Genomic DNA, 17731 nt, shown 5'->3' with positions numbered 1-17731 from the left:
GCTGCCGTTGTACCGCAGTGGCTCTTGCCGGCTGCTGGAAGAAGCGCTCCCCGGCGGAGCGTGCCCCCTAGTGGAAGGAGTGTTCCTCGGCCGGGTAGGCCCCGCCGACCACGTCCTCCGCGAAGGCCCGCGCCGCGTCGCCCAGGCCCTGGCGCAGCTGTGCGTACCGCTTGACGAAGCGCGGCACCCGGCCGTCGGTCATGCCCGCCATGTCCGTCCACACCAGGACCTGGCCGTCGCAGTCCGGACCGGCGCCGATGCCGACGGTGGGGATGTGCAGCGACCGGGTCACCTCGGCGGCCAGCTCGGCCGGGACCAGCTCCAGGACGACCGCGAAGGCGCCCGCGTCCTGGACCGCCTTGGCGTCCCGCAGCAGCTGCTGGGCCGCCTCCTCGCCCCGCCCCTGGACGGGGTAGCCGCCGTAGGCGTTGACGGACTGCGGGGTCAGGCCGATGTGCGCCATGACCGGGATGCCGGACTGGACCAGCAGCTCGATCTGGTCGGCGGAGCGCTCACCGCCCTCCAGCTTCACCGCGCCCACGCCCGCTTCCTTGGCCAGCCGGGTGGCGTTGCGCAGCGCCTGCACCGGGCCCTCCTGGTACGAGCCGAAGGGCAGGTCGGCGACGACCAGGGCGCGCTGGGTGCCGCGGACCACGGCGGCGGAGAGCAGCGCGATCTCGTCCATGGTGACGGGCACGGTGGACTCGTACCCCAGGTGGCAGTTGCCCATCGAGTCGCCGACCAGCAGGACCGGGATGCCCGCCTGGTCGAAGACGGACGCGGTCATCGCGTCGTAGGCGGTGAGCATCGGCCACTTCTCGGCGCGCTCCTTGGCGGCCGCGATGTCCCGGACGGTGATGCGGCGGGAGCTCGTGCCCCCGTAGAGCGCCTTGTCGGACTGGTTTCGCGCAGGGCTGACGTGCGTCATCGCTACGGCTCCTGTTCATCATCTCGAGGCGCCCTGACGGCGTCCCCGGACCACCCCCATGCTGGCACGGCTCCTGCCGGGACGAAAGTGGGCCGGGACCTCGCCCCGTCGGCCAAAACCCGCGCAAAGACTTTTCCATACTTTCCGATACGAGACGGTCTCGTATCGGAAGCTGCCTAGCCTGGACGGCATGGCAACCCCTTCCAGCACCAAGGGTGCCCCGGCCGGGTCCGCCGTTCCCGAGGCGGTCCACCGGCGGCGCTGGGCGATCCTCGTCGTCCTGATGGTCAGCGTCCTGGTCGTCGTCCTCGACAACTCGATACTCAACGTGGCGATGAAGACCATCGCCACGCCGAAGCCCACCGGGCTCGGCGCCACCCAGAGTCAGCTCGAGTGGGCGATCAACTCCTACACGCTGGTCTTCGCCGGACTGCTGTTCACCGCGGGGCTGCTGGGCGACCGGCTCGGCCGTAAGAAGGTCCTGCTCGGCGGGATGGCGGTGTTCGGCGTGGGCTCGGTACTCGCCGCCTTCTCCGGTTCGCCGGCCGAACTCATCGGCTTCCGGGCCGTGATGGGCCTGGGCGCCGCCTTCGTGATGCCCGCCACCCTCGCCATCCTGGTCAATGTCTTCGAACGCGAGGAACAGGCCAAGGCGATCGGCATCTGGGTCGCCGCGGTGGGCCTGGCCATCGCCATCGGCCCGATCACCGGCGGGCTGCTGCTGGAGCACTTCTGGTGGGGTTCGGTCTTCTTCGTCAATGTGCCGATCGTGATCGCCGGACTGATCGCGATGGTGGTGCTCGTCCCCGACTCCAAGGACCCCGCGCCCGGCCGGCTGGACCCGCTGGGGGTGCTGCTGTCCGTGGTCGGGCTGGTGCTGCTGGTCTACGGCATCATCAAGGGCGGTCAGCTCGCCGACTTCACCGACGCCCAGGTGCTGGGCTCCATCGGGGCCGGACTCGTCGTCCTGGCCCTGTTCGTGGTGCACGAGAAGCGCAGCGACCATCCGGCCATCGACGTCGGCTACTTCCGCAAGCCCGCCTTCTCCGCCGCCATCGCCGCCGTCGCCCTGGTCTTCTTCGCCCTCATGGGCGTGACCTTCTTCATGGTCTTCTACACCCAGAGCGTGCGCGGCTACAGCGCGCTGGAATCCGGGCTGCTGATCCTGCCGCTGGCCGTGGCGCAGCTGGTCTTCGCGCCGCGTGCCCGGCTGGTCGTGGAGCGGTTCGGCGCCCGCGCGGTGTGCACCGGCGGCATGCTGCTGGTGGCCGCCACCATGTCCGGGTTCCTGCTGCTGGGCGTGGACACCCCGATTTTCGTGCTGGAGGTGCTGTTCTTCGCCCAGGGCTCCGGCATGGCGCATATCATGCCGCCGGTGACCACCGCGATCATGCAGGCGCTGCCGCGCCAGAAGGCCGGCTCCGGCTCGGCGCTGAACAACACCTTCCGGCAGGTCGGCGGCGCGCTCGGGGTCGCCGTGCTCGGCTCGGTGCTCTCCACCGCCTACCGCGACGGCATCCGGGACACCCTGGCCGCCGTGCCCGGACTGCCCGACTCCGTACGGCGCTCGGCGGGCGAGTCCGTCGAGGCCACCTTGGCCGTCGCCGAGAAGCTGGGGCCCAGGGGCCAGGCGCTGGTGGGCCCGGCGCAGGACGCCTTCGTGCACGCCATGCACGTCACCGCGCTCGGCTCGGCGGGTGTCGCCCTCCTCGGCGCGCTGGTCGTGCTGGCCTTCCTGCCCGGCAAGGACGCCTCCGGCCAGGCCCCCGACAGCGGGCGGACGGGCCCGCGTGAGGAGGCGTCGGCCGACCGATGACCGTCCCGGACAGCTCCGTACGAAAACTGCGCGGCCGCCCCCGCAGCCCCGCCACCGACGCCGCGATCATCGAGGCCGCCCTGCGGCTGCTGGAGGAGGGCGCCTCGGTCGGCGGGCTGTCGATCGAGAGGATCGCCCGCGAGGCGGGCGTCGGCAAGGCCACCGTGTACCGCCGCTGGCCCGGTAAGGACGCGCTGATGCTCGACGTGCTGCGCTCCCTGGAGGAGCCCAGCCCGGAGCCGGCCGGGGTCTCGGTGCGCGACGACCTCGTCACCGTCCTGGAGTTCATGCGCCGCCGCGGGCTCGCCAAGCGCAACTCCGCCCTGCTGCGCACCGTCGTCACCCAGATGCACGCGCACCAGGAGCTGTGGCGGGCCTACGACGAGAATGTCATAGCGGCCCGCCGGGCGAGCCTGCGCGCCGTGCTGCGGCGGGGGAGGGAGAGCGGTGAGATCCGCGCCGATGTGGATCTGGAGCTGCTCGCCGACCTCTTCACCGGTCCGATGCTCTCTCGTGCCATGCTCCACGAGTGGAAGGAACTTCCCGAAGGGCTGGCCGAACGGATCGTCGATACGGTCCTGGCCGGGGTCTCGCCGCGCGACTGAGCGGTTTGTGCCTGTTGTGTCACAACAGTCCCGTCCGCGCCCGGTCGCGGAACTCCCGGCCCGGACCATGACGTCCTCCAACCGGGAGCGCCCCAGGGGGCGCCGGGAAAGCCCCTGGTCATCACCTATGGTCGTAGCCCAAGGCGCGGTAGTTGAGGCAGTGAGGGACAGCGAATGACGCAGGCGTACACGCAGGAGACACGACAGCTCGGGGACGACGCGCCCCAGCCATCGGGCTCCCGGATCGGCCGCCTGCTCGACCGGCTGCGGAACGATCGCGGGCTGTGGCGGCGCGGGCTGGTGCTGGCGGGGATCGCGATCCTGCTCGCCCTGGTCATGATCTTCCACGCGGATGTGCCCAACCGCGTGGGCAACCTCGGCTCCCTGCTGGAGACCTTCCTGCCGTGGCTGGGCCTGGCCCTCCCGGTGCTGCTGGTGCTCGGCCTGGTGCGGCGGTCGGCGAGCGCCGTGCTGGCGCTGGTGCTGCCGGTCGCCGTCTGGCTGAACCTCTTCGGCGGGCTGATGTTCTCCGACAAGTCCGGCAGCGGCGGCGAGCTGACCGTTGTCACCCACAACGTCAACGCGGAGAACGCCGACCCCTCGGGCACCGCCAAGGACGTGGCCGCCTCGGGCGCCGACGTGGTGGCGCTGGAGGAGCTGACCAGCACGGCCGTGCCCCGGTACGAGCGGGCGCTGGCGGACAGCTACCGCTACCACACCGTGCAGGGCACGGTGGGGCTGTGGAGCAAGTACCCGCTGTCCGGCACCAAGCCGGTGGACATCAAGCTGGGCTGGACCCGGGCGCTGCGCACCGCGGTGCGCACCCCGCACGGTGAGGTCGGTGTCTACGTGGCGCACCTGCCCTCGGTGCGGGTGAAGTTCAACGCGGGCTTCACCGCCGAACAGCGCGACGCCAGCGCCGAGGCGCTGGGCGAGGCCATCTCCCACGAGCCGCTCGACAAGGTGATCCTGCTCGGCGATCTGAACGGCACCATGAACGACCGGGCGCTCGCCCCCGTCACCGCGCAGATGCGGTCCGCCCAGGGCGCGGCGGGCGACGGCTTCGGCTTCAGCTGGCCCGCCTCGTTCCCGATGGCGCGGATCGACCAGATCATGGTGCGGGGGGTGGACCCGGTCTCGGCGTGGACGCTGGGGAAGACCGGCAGCGATCACCTTCCGGTGGCGGCGTCGGTCGACTACTGAGCTTCCGGGGCCGTTTTGGGTGACCCAACTCACGGGGCGCCCGGCGAGATCTTACGTGCTGTTCATCTGGGGATCCTCTTCGGGAACAACTGCCGTGAGAGACTTTGTTCAGCTAGAGAACATACGCATCCTCTGCACGTTTCTCCTTCGTTTGAAAGGTCTCTCATGCCCCTGGCCCTGCTCGCCCTTGCTGTGAGCGCCTTCGGCATTGGTACTACCGAATTCGTGATGATGGGCCTGCTGCCCAATGTCGCGAACGATCTGGGCACCTCCGTGCCCACGGCCGGATACCTCGTCTCCGCCTACGCCATCGGAGTCGTGGTGGGCGCTCCGCTGCTGACCGCTCTCGGCTCCCGTATCCCGCGCAAGCGGATGCTCGTGTTGCTCATGGCGCTCTTCACGGTGGGCAACCTCGCCTCCGCCCTCGCCCCCAGCTTCGGCCTGCTGATCGCGGGCCGGGTGCTCGCCGGACTGCCGCACGGCGCGTTCTTCGGCGTAGGCGCGGTCGTCGCCGCGCGGCTGGTGACCGAGGACCGGCGGGCCCGCGCGGTCGCCACCATGTTCCTGGGGCTGACGATCGCCAACATCGTCGGCGTCCCCGTGGCCACCCTGCTCGGCCAGCACCTCGGCTGGCGGGCGACCTTCCTGGTCGTCGCCGGCATCGGCGTGGTCGCCATGTCCGCGCTGGCCCGGCTCGTCCCGCAGATCTCCCACGACCAGCACGGCGGACTGCGCCAGGAGCTCGGTGCCCTGCGCGACCGGCAGGTGGTGCTGGGACTGCTGACCGCCGTCTTCGGCTTCGCCGGCGTCTTCGCCGTCTACAGCTACCTCGCCTCGATGGTCACCGAGGTCACCGGGTTCGGCGAGTCGACCGTCACCCTGGTGCTGGCGCTGTTCGGCATCGGCATGACGCTGGGCGCCCTGGCCGCCGGTCCGCTGACCGACCGGGCGCTGCGGCCCACGCTCTACGGCTCGCTGGCGGCGCTGGCCGCCATGCTCGTGGTCTTCGACTTCACGGTGCATGTGAAGTGGGCGGCGCTGCTGTCGGTCGTGGTGCTGGGCGCGGTCGGCTTCATGACCACCACCCCGCTCCAGATGCTGGTGATGAACAAGGCCCAGCACGCCCCGACGCTGGCCTCCGCCTCCAACCACTCCGCCTTCAACCTCGCCAACGCCGGTGGCGCGTGGCTGGGCGGCGTGGCCATCGCGGCGGGCTGGGGCTGGACCTCCCCGACGCTGGTGGGCGCGGTGCTCGCGGTGGTCGGTCTGTCGATCGCCCTGATCGCGGGGCTGACCGACCGGACCCCGGCGAGCGGCTCGCGGGTCGTCGCGAGCAGCGAGTCGATGCCGCGGCTGTCCGAGGTGCGCTGAGCGCCCGGCCCGACGGCAGTACGGGACGAGTACGGGACAAGGCCCCCGCCACCGGCGGGGGCCTTGTCCCGTATGCGCTGGACCTGACCGCGGCCGTCCCCGGCGCCCGGATGCGGCTACGGGGCGGCGACTGGCCGTGCCGGCCGCGTTCGGGCACCGGGGAGCCGGCCGCCCGCTGGACGGCGCTCGTCGGCGCGGGTGCGCCCTGTCCGGACCGGATGACGCCCGAGGAGCCGGCCGCCGTCGTCGAGGGCGGCCGCGCCTCCGTGCCGCCCGGCGCGATCGGCCAGGCCGGACTGGCACCCGCCGAGTGGCTGGGCCCGTTCAGGGGTCCTGGACGCCCAGGCGTGGTGCCCGGGGCCGGAACCGGCTCACACGTGCTCGCGCCAGCGGTTGGTGATCGGCAGTCGGCGGTCCTTGCCGAAGCCCTTCGCGGAGATCTTCGTGCCCGGCGGGTACTGGCGCCGCTTGTACTCCGCCGTGTCGACCAGCCGCAGGATCCGGGTCACCAGCGCGTCGTCGTAGCCCGCCGCGACGATCTCCGCACGCCCCTGGTCCCGGTCCACGTACAGCTCCAGGATGCGGTCGAGGACGTCGTAGTCCGGGAGCGAGTCGGTGTCGACCTGGCCGGGGCGCAGCTCGGCGCTCGGGGGCTTGGTGATCGAGTTCTCGGGGATGGGCGGGGTCTGGCCCCGCTCCTCCGCCGCGCGGTTGCGCCACTTCGCCAGCCGGAAGATGGACGTCTTGTAGACGTCCTTGATCGGGCCGTACGCGCCGACCGAGTCCCCGTAGAGCGTGGAGTAGCCGCAGGCCAGCTCGGACTTGTTGCCCGGGGCGAGGACGATGTGGCCCTCCTGGTTGGAGATCGCCATCAGCATCGTGCCGCGCAGCCGCGACTGGAGGTTCTCCTCGGCCAGTCCGGTCAGGCCCAGGGCCCCCATATAGGCGTCGAACATCGGGGCGATCGGGACCGTACGGAAGTTGAGCCCGGTGCGCCGCGCCAGCTCGGTGGCGTCGGCGATCGAGTGCTCGGAGGAGTAGCGCGAGGGCATGGCGACGCCGTACACGTTCTGCGCGCCGACCGCGTCACAGGCGATGGCGGCGACGAGGGCGGAGTCGATCCCGCCGGAGAGCCCGATCAGAACACTGCGGAAACCGTTCTTCGCCGCATAGGCCCGGAGCCCCACGACCAGCGCCGTGTAGATCTCCTCGTCGTCCCCGAGCCGCTCGGCTTCGCCGCCCGCGAGCTGCGGCTCGTACGCGGGGAGCGGGTCGGCGGAGAGGGTGACGTGCTCGATGCGGAGCCCGTCGTCCACGACCCCCTCGGGGACGGAGCCCGGGTCCGCGGCGGGCAGCTCGAGGTCGAGCAGCACACACCCCTCCGCGAACTGCGGGGCGCGCGCGATGACTTCGCCGTCCCGGTCCACGACGATCGAGTCACCGTCGAAGACCAGCTCGTCCTGGCCGCCGATCATCGCCAGGTACGCGGTGGTGCAGCCGGCCTCCTGGGCCCGCTTGCGCACCAGGTCCAGCCGGGTGTCGTCCTTCTCCCGCTCGTACGGCGAGGCGTTGATCGACAGCAGCAGTCCGGCCCCCGCCGTGCAGGCGGCCGGCACCCGGCCGCCGTCCTGCCACAGGTCCTCGCAGATGGCGAGCGCCACGTCGATGCCGTGGACGCGCACCATGGGCAGGGTGTCGCCGGGCACGAAGTAGCGGAACTCGTCGAAGACGCCGTAGTTCGGCAGATGGTGCTTGGCGTAGGTCAGGGCGACCGTGCCCCGGTGCAGCACGGCGCCCGCGTTCTGCGGTGAGCCGGCCGGCTGGCCGTACCGCCGGGCGCGCTCGCTGCGGTCGAGATAGCCGACGACCACCGGCACCTCGCCCAGTCCCTCGGCGTCCAGCCGCTCGGCGAGCGAGCGCAGCGCGGAGCGTGACGCCTCGACGAAGGACGAGCGCAGCGCCAGGTCCTCGACGGGGTAACCGGTCAGCGCCATCTCGGGGAACGCCACCAGATGGGCGCCCTGCTCGGCGGAGTGCCGGGTCCAGTGGAGTATCGACTCGGTGTTGCCGGCGAGGTCTCCGACGGTCGAGTCGATCTGGTTCAGAGCGAGGCGAAGTTGAGGCACGGGCCCAGTGTAATCGTCTGTCTGACGCGATAGCCGGGGGTGTCTCTGTCGGCCTCCTCACGCCCGCCCGGCCCCTGCGCCTTCTGGGGCCGGGCCCGCTCCGTGGCTACTTCTGGTAACCGAGGATGGTCATCATCCCGGACTCCGAGTGGTAGACGTTGTGGCAGTGGATCATCCACAGCCCGGGGTTGTCGGCGTCGAGGTCCACGTTCACCTTGTGGTGCGGCAGCAGGATCGTGGTGTCCTTACGGGGGCCGCCGTCCGGCAGCGCGAAGGTGTGGCCGTGCAGATGCACCGGATGCCACATGTCGGTGCCGTTGATGAAGGACAGCCGGACCCGCTCCCCGGACCGCACCGGATAGCGCTGCGAGGGTTCGTACGGCCGGCCGTTGATCGCCCAGTCCCACGTCCGCATCGAGCCGGTGAGCCGCAGCCGGATGATGCGGTCGGGCCCCTTGGGCGTCAGCCGCACCTCCTCCGCCGCCTTCAGCTCGGCCGCGGTGAGCAGCTTGCCGTCCAGCTCCTTGGGGCGCGGGAACCTTACGGGCTTCTCGCCGCGGGTGCGCAGCACCGCCAGCGCGGACCGCCCCTTGCCCTCGGCGAGGACGGCGAACGGGAAGACCCCGTCCTTGACGGTGACCAGAACGTCGTAGCGCTCGCCCATGCCCAGCAGCAGCGCGTCCGTCTCGGCCGGTACGACGGGGTAGCCGTCGGTGTGGGTGACGGTCATCCGGTGGCCGCCGAGGGCGACGCGGAAGGCGGTGTCGCCCCCCGCGTTGATGATGCGGATGCGGACCCGGTCGCCGCGCTTGGCGCGGAAGACCTGCGGGGACTCCGGGCTGCGCCCGTTGACCAGGTAGTAGGGGTAGGTGACATCGCCCGCGTGGCCGCCCAGCAGCGCGCTCTGCATCGGCGCGGCCTCGTGCCGGGTCTTCCTGGCCGCGTTGTCGGCGTCGCCCTTGCCGTCGTCGTCCATCGCATGGGCGGCCTTGCCGCCGTTGAGCTGCTTCAGCACCGTGTCCGGGGTGCGGCCGCCCACTCCGTCGAGCCAGTCGTCGAGGACGACGACCCACTCCTTGTCGTAGGTCAGCGTCTCCTTCGGATCCTCCACGATCAGCGGTGCGTACAGCCCCCGGTCCAGCTGGGGGCCCGAGTGCGGATGGATCCAGTACGTGCCCGGGTAGAGCGCCGTGAAGCGGTAGTCGAAGGCGGCGCCGGTCCTGATCGGCCGCTGGGTCACCCCCGGGACGCCGTCCATGTCGTTGCGCAGCCGGATGCCGTGCCAGTGCAGCGTGGTGGACTGCGGCAGGTTGTTGGCGAGGGTGAGCGCGATGGTGTCGCCCGCGGTCACGCGGATCTCCTGGCCCGGCACCTGGTCCTCGTACGCCCAGGACGTCACCTTGCGGGCGCCGATGTCCAGCGTGGTCGCGGTGGCGGTCAGCCGGAACCGCCGCACCGGCCCCGGGTCCCGCTTCCGCTCCCGCTCGGCGACCTCCGGGCCGTGCGGGGAGATGTAGGCGGGCGGGGCGTCGCTCGCGGGGGCGCCGGCCCTGCCGGGGGCGCCCATGCGGGCGCCGTCCATGCCGTCGTGGTCTTTGGCGCGGTGGCGGGCGGGGGAGCCGCAGGCCGGGAGCAGACCGCTGCCGGCGGCGGCGATGCCCGTGCCGAGTACGGCACGGCGAGTCTTTTCGTGCATGAGTCGGTACCCCAATGCTGATGTGTGCCGTATGGGTGAGGGTCGGCGCGTCCGCCGCCCCGCCGGGAGGGCGGGCGGCCGACGCGCCGCTCTATACGGCCTCTGCGTGCCGTGCGGCGCGCCGGCGACCGGCTGAGGGGTGGGGTGAGGGGTGAGGGGCTCCGACGGTGCACCGCCGCCTCCATCTGACCGTTCTGGTTGCTCTGGCCGTTATGATCATTATCCGACTGTTTGATCATCGTGGTGATCGGCAGCTTACCCCCAAGGGGTATGGACCTCCCGAAGGCGCCACGGCGGGCGCGGAACGCTCGGGTCCGTGACCGGCCGCGTGAAAGTACGATGCACACATCGTGGTGAGGTACAGGGGGAGACCGGAGCGGCCGGACGAAACCTCCAAGAAATCCCGCCACGTGATACTGGGGCTGCGAAAGGTGCCCCGCGCCCGCGTAAAGAGCCGTTTGACCTGCAAGGATAGGGGACCATGGATAAGCAGCAGGAGTTCGTGCTCCGCACGCTCGAAGAGCGCGACATCCGGTTCGTGCGGCTGTGGTTCACCGACGTGCTCGGCTTTCTGAAGTCCGTCGCCGTCGCACCCGCCGAACTCGAGGGCGCCTTCGACGAGGGCATCGGCTTCGATGGCTCCGCGATCGAGGGCTTCGCCCGTGTCTACGAGTCCGACATGATCGCCAAGCCGGACCCCGGGACGTTCCAGATCCTGCCCTGGCGCGCCGAGGCCCCGGGGACCGCCCGGATGTTCTGCGACATCCTGATGCCGGACGGCTCACCGTCCTTCGCCGACCCCCGCTACGTCCTCAAGCGCATCCTCGCCAAGACCTCCGACCTCGGCTTCACCTTCTACACCCACCCCGAGATCGAGTTCTTTTTGCTCAGCCAGAAGCCGGTGGACGGCACCCGCCCGGTGCCCGCCGACTCCTCCGGCTACTTCGACCACACCCCGCAGAACATCGGCATGGACTTCCGCCGCCAGGCGATCACCATGCTCGAATCGATGGGCATCTCGGTCGAGTTCTCCCACCACGAGGGCGCCCCCGGCCAGCAGGAGATCGATCTGCGCTACGCCGACGCGCTCTCCACCGCCGACAACATCATGACCTTCCGCCTGGTCATGAAGCAGGTGGCGCTGGAGCAGGGGGTGCAGGCCACGTTCATGCCGAAGCCGTTCTCCGAACACCCCGGCTCGGGCATGCACACCCACCTCTCCCTCTTCGAGGGCGACCGGAACGCCTTCTACGAGTCCGGCGCCGAGTTCCAGCTCTCCAAGGTGGGCCGCTCCTTCATCGCGGGACTGCTCCGCCACGCCGGGGAGATCTCCGCCGTGACCAACCAGTGGGTCAACTCCTACAAGCGCATCTGGGGCGGCTCCCAGCGCACCGCCGGCGCGGGCGGCGAGGCCCCCTCCTACATCTGCTGGGGCCACAACAACCGCTCCGCCCTCGTCCGCGTCCCCCTCTACAAGCCCGGCAAGACCGGCTCCACCCGGGTCGAGGTCCGCTCCCTGGACTCCGGCGCCAACCCCTACCTGTCCTACGCGGTGCTGCTCGCGGCCGGACTCAAGGGCATCGAGGGCGGCTATGAGCTCCCGGCCGGCGCCGACGACGACGTCTGGGCCCTCTCCGACGCCGAGCGCCGCTCGCTCGGCATCGAACCGCTGCCGCAGAACCTGGGCGAGGCGATCGACCTGATGGAGCGCAGCGAACTGGTCGCGGAGACGCTCGGGGAGCATGTCTTCGACTTCTTCCTCCGCAACAAGAAGCAGGAGTGGGAGGAGTACCGCTCCGAGGTCACCCCGTTCGAGCTGCGCAAGAACCTGCCGGTGCTGTAGCGGGCCGGGCGGGGGCGCCGGCCGCGCCCCCGCCCGGACCTGCCGCTTCGCCGCCGAGGTCGCTTAGGCTCGTCAGCGGCGCATTGATCACGCTGTGCGCGGCGCGTGATCGGGCGGCGCGGAGTCGACCAGGGACGGGAGGCGGCGGGATGTCCGTACCGCAGGGACGCAGGAGCAGCAACTTCACCCGGCTGCTGCGGCACGGTTTCACCGACGCCTCGGCCGCCCAGCGGCTGCTGGACGCGCCCGAGCTGGCCGGGGTGCGCAGCGATTCCGTACTGCTGGAGGGGCTCGGCGCGACCGCCGATCCGGATCTGGCGCTGCTCGGGCTGGTCCGGCTGGTCGAGGCGCTGCCCGAGGAGGAGGAGCAGAGCGGCCCGGGGGAGCACGGCGGGCAGCGGGCCGGTTCCCGGCAGGCGCTGCTGGACACCCTCGTCACCGCCAAACCGCTGCGCGACCGGCTGCTCGGTGTGCTCGGCGCCTCCGAGGCGCTGGGCGACCACCTCGCCCGCCATCCGCAGGACTGGCACGCCCTGGTGACCTACGAGTCGGCCGATCTGCACCCGACCACCCCCGAGTTCGAGCGGGCCCTGGCCGAGGGCGTCTGGGGCGAGCCCGGGGCGGGGCTGCCCCGGGCCGACGCGCTGCGCGTCGCCTACCGGCGGGCGCTGCTGGCCATCGCGGCCCGCGATGTGTGCGGCACCACCGAGATCACCCAGACGGCCGCCGAACTGGCCGACCTGGCGACCGCGACGCTGCGGGCCGCGCTGGAGATCGCGGCCGAGGAGCAGCCGCAGGACGCCGCCGCCTGCAAACTGGCCGTGATCGGCATGGGCAAATGCGGCGGCCGCGAGCTCAACTACGTCTCCGACGTGGATGTGATCTTCGTGGCGGAGGCGGTGGAGGGCGTTCCGGAGGACGAGGCGGTACGGGCCGCCACCCGGCTCGCTTCCCGGCTGATGCGCGTCTGCTCCGATGTCACCGTCGAGGGCACCATCTGGCCCGTCGACGCCAACCTCCGCCCCGAGGGGCGCAACGGCCCGCTGGTGCGGACCCTCTCCAGCCATCTGGCGTACTACCAGCGCTGGGCCAAGACCTGGGAGTTCCAGGCGCTGCTGAAGGCCCGTCCGGTCGCGGGCGACGGCGCGCTCGGCCAGGCGTACGTGGACGCCCTCGCGCCGCTCGTCTGGCAGGCCGCCGAGCGCGAGAACTTCGTGCCCGACGTCCAGCAGATGCGCCGCCGCGTGGTCGAGAACATCCCCGTCGCCGAGGTCGACCGCGAACTCAAGCTGGGCCCCGGCGGCCTGCGCGACGTCGAGTTCGCCGTCCAGCTGCTCCAGTTGGTGCACGGGCGGTCCGATGAGTCGCTGCGCAGCGGCACGACGCTGGACGCGCTCGCGGCGCTGGCCGCGGGCGGCTATGTGGGGCGCACCGACGCCGCCGCGCTGAACTCCGCGTACCGCTTCCTGCGCACCATGGAGCACCGCATCCAGCTCCACCGGCTGCGCCGCACCCATCTGATGCCCGAGGACGAGGCCGATCAGCGCCGCCTCGGCCGGTCGCTGGGGTTCCGCACGGAGCCGGTCACCGAACTGGACACCGCCTGGCGGCGGCACGCCCGCGAGGTGCGGCGGCTGCACGAGAAGCTCTTCTACCGGCCGCTGCTGGACGCCGTCGCCCAACTGGAGCCCGGTGAGATCCGGCTCAGCTCCGAGGCGGCCGGCCAGCGCCTCACGGCCCTGGGCTACGCGGACCCGGCCGGGGCGCTGCGGCACCTGGAGGCGCTGGCGTCCGGGGTGACCCGGAAGGCGGCGATCCAGCGCACGCTGCTGCCGGTGCTGCTGGGCTGGTTCGCCGACTCCGCCGACCCGGACGCCGGACTGCTCGGCTTCCGCAAGGTCTCCGACGCGCTCGGCAAAACCCCCTGGTACCTGCGGCTGCTGCGGGACGAGGGCGCCGCCGCGGAGAACCTGGCCCGGGTGCTGTCCGCCGGGCGGCTCGCCCCCGACCTGCTGTTGCGCGCCCCCGAGGCGGTCGCCCTGCTCGGCGACCCGGAGGGGCTGCGCCCGCGCGGCCGGGCCCATCTGGAGCAGGAGGTGCTGGCCGCCGTCGGCCGCGCCGACGGTGCCGAGCAGGCGGTCGCGGTGGCGCGCGGGGTGCGGCGGCGCGAGATGTTCCGTACCGCGGCGGCGGACATCATCGAAAGCGCCCGGCTGGCCAACGGCGAGGTGCGCCCCACCGTGAGCTGGCCGCCGTCCGGCGACCGGACGCCGGGCCGGGCCACCGGGCCCGCGCCCGCCCCCTCGGCGGCCAAGCGCTCCGAGCTGCCCACCGCCCTCAAGGAGTCCGAACCCCATGTGCCGGCCCGGCCCACCGTCCCCGCCGCCGAACCGCCCGTGGACGCCGCCGCGCTGGTCGACATGGTCGGTGACGCCCTCTCGGATCTGAACGCCGCGACCCTCGCCGGCGCCCTGCGCGCCGCCGTCCGCGACACCTGGGGCGATGAGCTGCCCACCCGCTTCGCCGTGATCGGTCTCGGCCGCTTCGGCGGTCATGAGCTCAGCTACGGCTCCGACGCGGACGTGCTCTTCGTCCACGAGCCGCGCGAGGGCGCCGACGAACAGGAAGCCGCCCGCGCCGCCTTCGCCGTGGCCAACGAGATGCGCCGGCTGCTCCAGCTCCCCACCGTCGACCCGCCCCTCCTCATCGACGCCGACCTGCGCCCCGAGGGCAAGTCCGGCCCGCTGGTGCGCACCCTCGCCTCCTACGCCGCCTACTACCGCCGCTGGTCGCTGGTCTGGGAGAGCCAGGCGCTGCTGCGCGCCGAACCGGTCGCGGGCGACCCCGGGCTCGGCGAGCGGTTCATCGAGCTGATCGATCCGCTGCGGTACCCGTCCCAGGGGCTGGGCGAGGACGCGGTCCGCGAGATCCGGCGGCTCAAGGCCCGGATGGAGTCCGAACGGCTGCCGCGCGGGGCCGACCCCACCACCCACACCAAACTCGGCCGCGGCGGCCTCAGCGACGTCGAGTGGACCGTCCAGCTGCTTCAGATGCGCCACGGCTGGGCCGAGCCCGGTCTGCGCACCACCCGCACCCGCCAGGCCCTGGCCGCCGCCCACGCCGCCGGACTGATCTCCACCGAGGACGCCCAGACCCTGGACGAGGCGTGGGTCCTGGCCAGCCGCGTCCGCAACGCCGTCATGCTGGTCCGCGGCCGCCCCGGCGACACCTTCCCGACCGACGTCCGCGAACTGGCCGCGGTGGGCCGCTACCTGGGCTACGGCCCCGGCCACGTCGGCGAGGCGCTGGAGGACTACCGCCGCACCACCCGCCGGGCGCGGGCGGTGGTGGAGCGGCTGTTCTACGACTACGAGAACTGACGGCGACCACGGGAATCGACGGGTACTGATGGCGCGGTGAAGCGGTGCCTCAGCCGTCCTCGGGCAGCGTGAGGCGCAGCGGACCGCAGCCGATGCGGTCGGCCTCCGCGGCCACATAGCGGGTGAGCAGCGCACGGATGGCGCCGGGGCGGTCCGCGTCGTCCGCCCGGACCAGGAAGGTGACCTGGCCGGTCTGGCACTCCGCCTGGAACATCCCCATGTCGTCGCGGACGAAGCCGCGTCCGTCGCCCTCACCGGCCTTGACCGGCTCCTTGGCGCCGTCCAGGGACAGCCGGTCGTAGAGCACGGCCAGCCGGGGGTCCTCGACCGTCATCAGCCGCAGCCCGGGGTGGCCGAAGAGCACATCGCGGTCGCAGGTGCGCACCGGGCCGTCGCCCCGGGTCACCAGCGCACGGCCCAGCCCCCCGCGCTTGTACGCGGCGGGGAGCGGCAGCCCCTCGACGCCGCACATGGCGTCCTTCTTCTCGTCCAGGAAGCGCGGCGGCGCGGGCATGCCGCCGACCGGGTCGGCGATGGTGCCCGTGCAGCCCTGGTCGGCCATGTAGTGGTTGACGAGCGTGACCACGGCGCGGGCGAGCGCGTCGCGGGCCTCGGTGTCGACCTCGTCGTCGTAGACGGTCCAGCCGGTGTCCATGTCGATCACGGTGGGGCCGTCGGACACGCCGGTCCGGCTCGGCCGGCCTATGCAGCCGTCGGGCACCGCGAGCCAGGCCCGGGTGTCCGAGGCCATGCCCAGCAGCCCGCCGCCCAGCGGGGTGAGCCGCGCGGACAGGAACTCATCGGCCCACTGGTCGCCCGAGCCGCCGAACCGGGTGTCCAGCTGGTGCGCCTCGACGGTGATCCGCCGCCCGCGCGGCGACGTCAGACGGCATGCGCCCGACGGGCCCTCGGAGCCGATGCGGTCGGTGGTGATGGGCACGTCGGACGTCTCGATGTCCGTCTTGCCGTCGAACAGCGCCGCCACATCGTCCCGGCTGAGCGCCCCCCAGCAGGCCCGGTCGTCCGCGAACGGACCCGCCTCGGCCCGCCAGGCCACTCCCGCGCCGCCGAGCAGCGCCCCGGCGACGGCCCCGGCCACGCCCGTGGTCACGGCCAGCCGCAGCCGGCTGCCGGTCAGGCGCCGCCAGTGCCACCAGGGGCGGTGCCGCTCGTGCGGCGGCGGCACGGCGGTCGTGTCGCCGTCCTGCTCGGGGTTCTCGGTGCTGTCGGGGTGCTGGTTGTCCCCGGTGCGGTCGGTCATCGGTCGGTCCCCCCAGGTGCGATGGGCGCGCAACCGATGCGTCGCGCCACGGCGTTGGCGAAGGTGGCGAAGTACGGCGTCGTCTCGCGGGTGGACGGGGCGAGCATCAGCACGGTGAGCGGGCGGTCCGCGCATCCGGCCCGTACGACCTTGTACTCGTCGGCGAAGACCCCCGTACCGCGCCAGCCGCGCGCCGGCGCCTTGCTGCCGGTGACGCCGTCGAACAGCGCGGCCAGACGTGGCTGGGCGACCATCAGGGCGTCGAAGTACCGGCCCTCGCCGCGCCGCAGCCGCACCGAACACGACTGGAGGTCCCGGGTGACCGCGCCGACCTGGTACTCCAGCTCCTCGGCCGCATCGCCGAGGTCCAGGCCCCTGATCCGGCAGGCGCGGGTGAAGAAGGATTCCTCCTCCTCGGGCAGTGTGGTGATCGGCGAGTGGACCTCGAGCGGCTTCGCCGGGGCACAACCCGCCTTCTCCATCGCCCGGTTGGCGACCGCGACCAGCAGCCGGGCCACGGACTGGGAGCCGCCGAGCCCCGCGTCACCCGACATGGTGGAGTCGCGGTAGACCGACTCCGCGGTGGCGTCGAGCGTCACCGCGGTCGGCCGCCCGTCGCGGGTGTCGCACTCCTTGGGCAGCACCAGCAGCGCGTGCCTGCCGTCGGTGGCGCCCGGCAGTCCGTCGGGCAGCGGCATCGCCCGGTCGCCGAGGTATCCGCCGATCCACTCGACACGCTCCGCGGCGTCCTCGGGCGCGGGGCCGTAGACGACCGTGACCTCGGTCTTCTCGGCCACGTCGGCGTCCTCGGAGTGGAGCGAGACCGTGCACCGCCCCTGCGGCCGCCGTGGTGTCGGCGCGGTCTCCTTCGACGTACGGCCGGCGTTGTCCTCGTCGATGGCCTCGCCGCTCAGGAAGTGCGGTCCGCTGTCCTCTTTCCAGGCGCCCCAGCAGTAGCTGTCCTTGTCGAACGGCCAGGTGTCCGTGGACCAGGTGCCGAGCCCGGCCGCCACCAGCACCACGACGGCGCCGCCGGCCAGAGCGGTCCGCCGACGCACGCGGCTGCGCACGCCGCTCATCAGCTGTTTCATCGCTGTTCCTTCCCCCGTGTGGCCGTCGATCTTACGGAACGGCTCCGCGTAGAACGTGAAGGGGGCATGGCAAGCGGCTGGGCGCGGTACGTGGCCGCGTCAGCGACCGCTACCGCCCCCGGCGGGCGGGCCGGGGTCGAGCCGCACGGTGACGGTGACGCGCCCCTTCCCGTCGACCCGGGCCACCGCGTGTCCCGTGCGGTCGCCCCCGTCCAGGTCCAGCGATATCGGGCCGCCCTCATCGGTGAAGTTGCGCCACCACGTTTTGCGTTCGGGCATGGCCACGCCGATCGTCACGAGGTCGGCGGCCCGCCGGTAGGCCACCGGCGTGCTGAACGTACGGCCCGAGCGCCGCCCCGTGTACGTCACGACCGTAAGGCGCCCGCTCACCAGCCGCCCCCACCGGGGAGA

Annotated in this window: 12 protein-coding genes; 6 read left to right on the top strand and 6 right to left on the bottom strand. The window is 72.3% G+C overall.

Translation table 11 applies throughout. The features are described from left to right. Positions 1-67: 67 nt before the first annotated feature. Positions 68-928 carry a 3-methyl-2-oxobutanoate hydroxymethyltransferase gene (gene panB, locus N6H00_RS12010; RefSeq protein WP_268971637.1) on the bottom strand — a complete coding sequence of 287 codons (861 nt, stop codon included), beginning with the start codon at positions 926-928 and terminating at the stop codon, positions 68-70. Between the two features lie 190 nt (positions 929-1118). Between panB and N6H00_RS12005 the strand changes: the two genes are divergently transcribed. The 4 genes from N6H00_RS12005 (at position 1119) to N6H00_RS11990 (ending at position 5923) form a co-directional block, all read left to right on the top strand. Then, entirely contained in the window at positions 1119-2744 is a 1626-nt protein-coding gene (locus N6H00_RS12005) for an MFS transporter (protein ID WP_268971636.1), read from the top strand. Next, the gene (locus tag N6H00_RS12000; protein ID WP_268971635.1) at positions 2741-3349 is read left to right on the top strand and encodes a TetR/AcrR family transcriptional regulator; all 609 of its coding nucleotides are present in this window, start codon (positions 2741-2743) and stop codon (positions 3347-3349) included. Before N6H00_RS12005 ends, N6H00_RS12000 begins: the two co-directional genes overlap by 4 nt. A gap of 174 nt (positions 3350-3523) precedes the next feature. Continuing rightward, positions 3524-4552, top strand: a complete 1029-nt coding sequence (locus N6H00_RS11995; RefSeq protein ID WP_268971634.1) for an endonuclease/exonuclease/phosphatase family protein — start codon at positions 3524-3526, stop codon at positions 4550-4552. 165 nt (positions 4553-4717) lie between these two features. After that, complete coding sequence (locus tag N6H00_RS11990) at positions 4718-5923, top strand: MFS transporter (RefSeq protein ID WP_268971633.1); 1206 nt, start codon at positions 4718-4720, stop codon at positions 5921-5923. A 371-nt stretch (positions 5924-6294) separates the two neighbouring features. On the opposite strand, the gene N6H00_RS11985 is transcribed toward N6H00_RS11990, so the two are convergent. After that, positions 6295-8049 carry an NAD+ synthase gene (locus N6H00_RS11985; protein ID WP_268971632.1) on the bottom strand — a complete coding sequence of 585 codons (1755 nt, stop codon included), beginning with the start codon at positions 8047-8049 and terminating at the stop codon, positions 6295-6297. A 106-nt stretch (positions 8050-8155) separates the two neighbouring features. Next, positions 8156-9745 (bottom strand): multicopper oxidase family protein, encoded by a 1590-nt coding sequence (locus tag N6H00_RS11980; protein ID WP_268971631.1) that lies wholly within the window; start codon positions 9743-9745, stop codon positions 8156-8158. Positions 9746-10226: 481 nt separating this feature from the next. On the opposite strand from N6H00_RS11980, the gene glnA reads away from it, so the two are divergent. Further along, complete coding sequence (glnA, locus tag N6H00_RS11975) at positions 10227-11588, top strand: type I glutamate--ammonia ligase (protein WP_268971630.1); 1362 nt, start codon at positions 10227-10229, stop codon at positions 11586-11588. A 149-nt stretch (positions 11589-11737) separates the two neighbouring features. Next, positions 11738-14968 carry a bifunctional [glutamine synthetase] adenylyltransferase/[glutamine synthetase]-adenylyl-L-tyrosine phosphorylase gene (locus N6H00_RS11970; RefSeq protein ID WP_268971629.1) on the top strand — a complete coding sequence of 1077 codons (3231 nt, stop codon included), beginning with the start codon at positions 11738-11740 and terminating at the stop codon, positions 14966-14968. Positions 14969-15017: 49 nt separating this feature from the next. On the opposite strand, the gene N6H00_RS11965 is transcribed toward N6H00_RS11970, so the two are convergent. The 3 genes from N6H00_RS11965 to N6H00_RS11955 form a co-directional block, all read right to left on the bottom strand. Further along, a complete protein-coding gene (locus N6H00_RS11965; RefSeq protein ID WP_268971627.1) occupies positions 15018-16229 on the bottom strand; it encodes a hypothetical protein in 1212 nt (403 codons plus the stop codon). After that, complete coding sequence (locus tag N6H00_RS11960) at positions 16226-17320, bottom strand: hypothetical protein (protein WP_268971625.1); 1095 nt, start codon at positions 17318-17320, stop codon at positions 16226-16228. Before N6H00_RS11960 ends, N6H00_RS11965 begins: the two co-directional genes overlap by 4 nt. A 99-nt stretch (positions 17321-17419) precedes the next feature. Continuing rightward, positions 17420-17710, bottom strand: a complete 291-nt coding sequence (locus N6H00_RS11955) for a hypothetical protein (RefSeq protein WP_268971622.1) — start codon at positions 17708-17710, stop codon at positions 17420-17422. Positions 17711-17731 lie beyond the last annotated feature (21 nt).

The organism is Streptomyces sp. S465 (assembly GCF_026898115.1).
Classification (GTDB): Bacteria; Actinomycetota; Actinomycetes; order Streptomycetales; family Streptomycetaceae; genus Streptomyces; species Streptomyces luomodiensis.
This window is presented reverse-complemented; position numbering and strand designations above follow the sequence as displayed.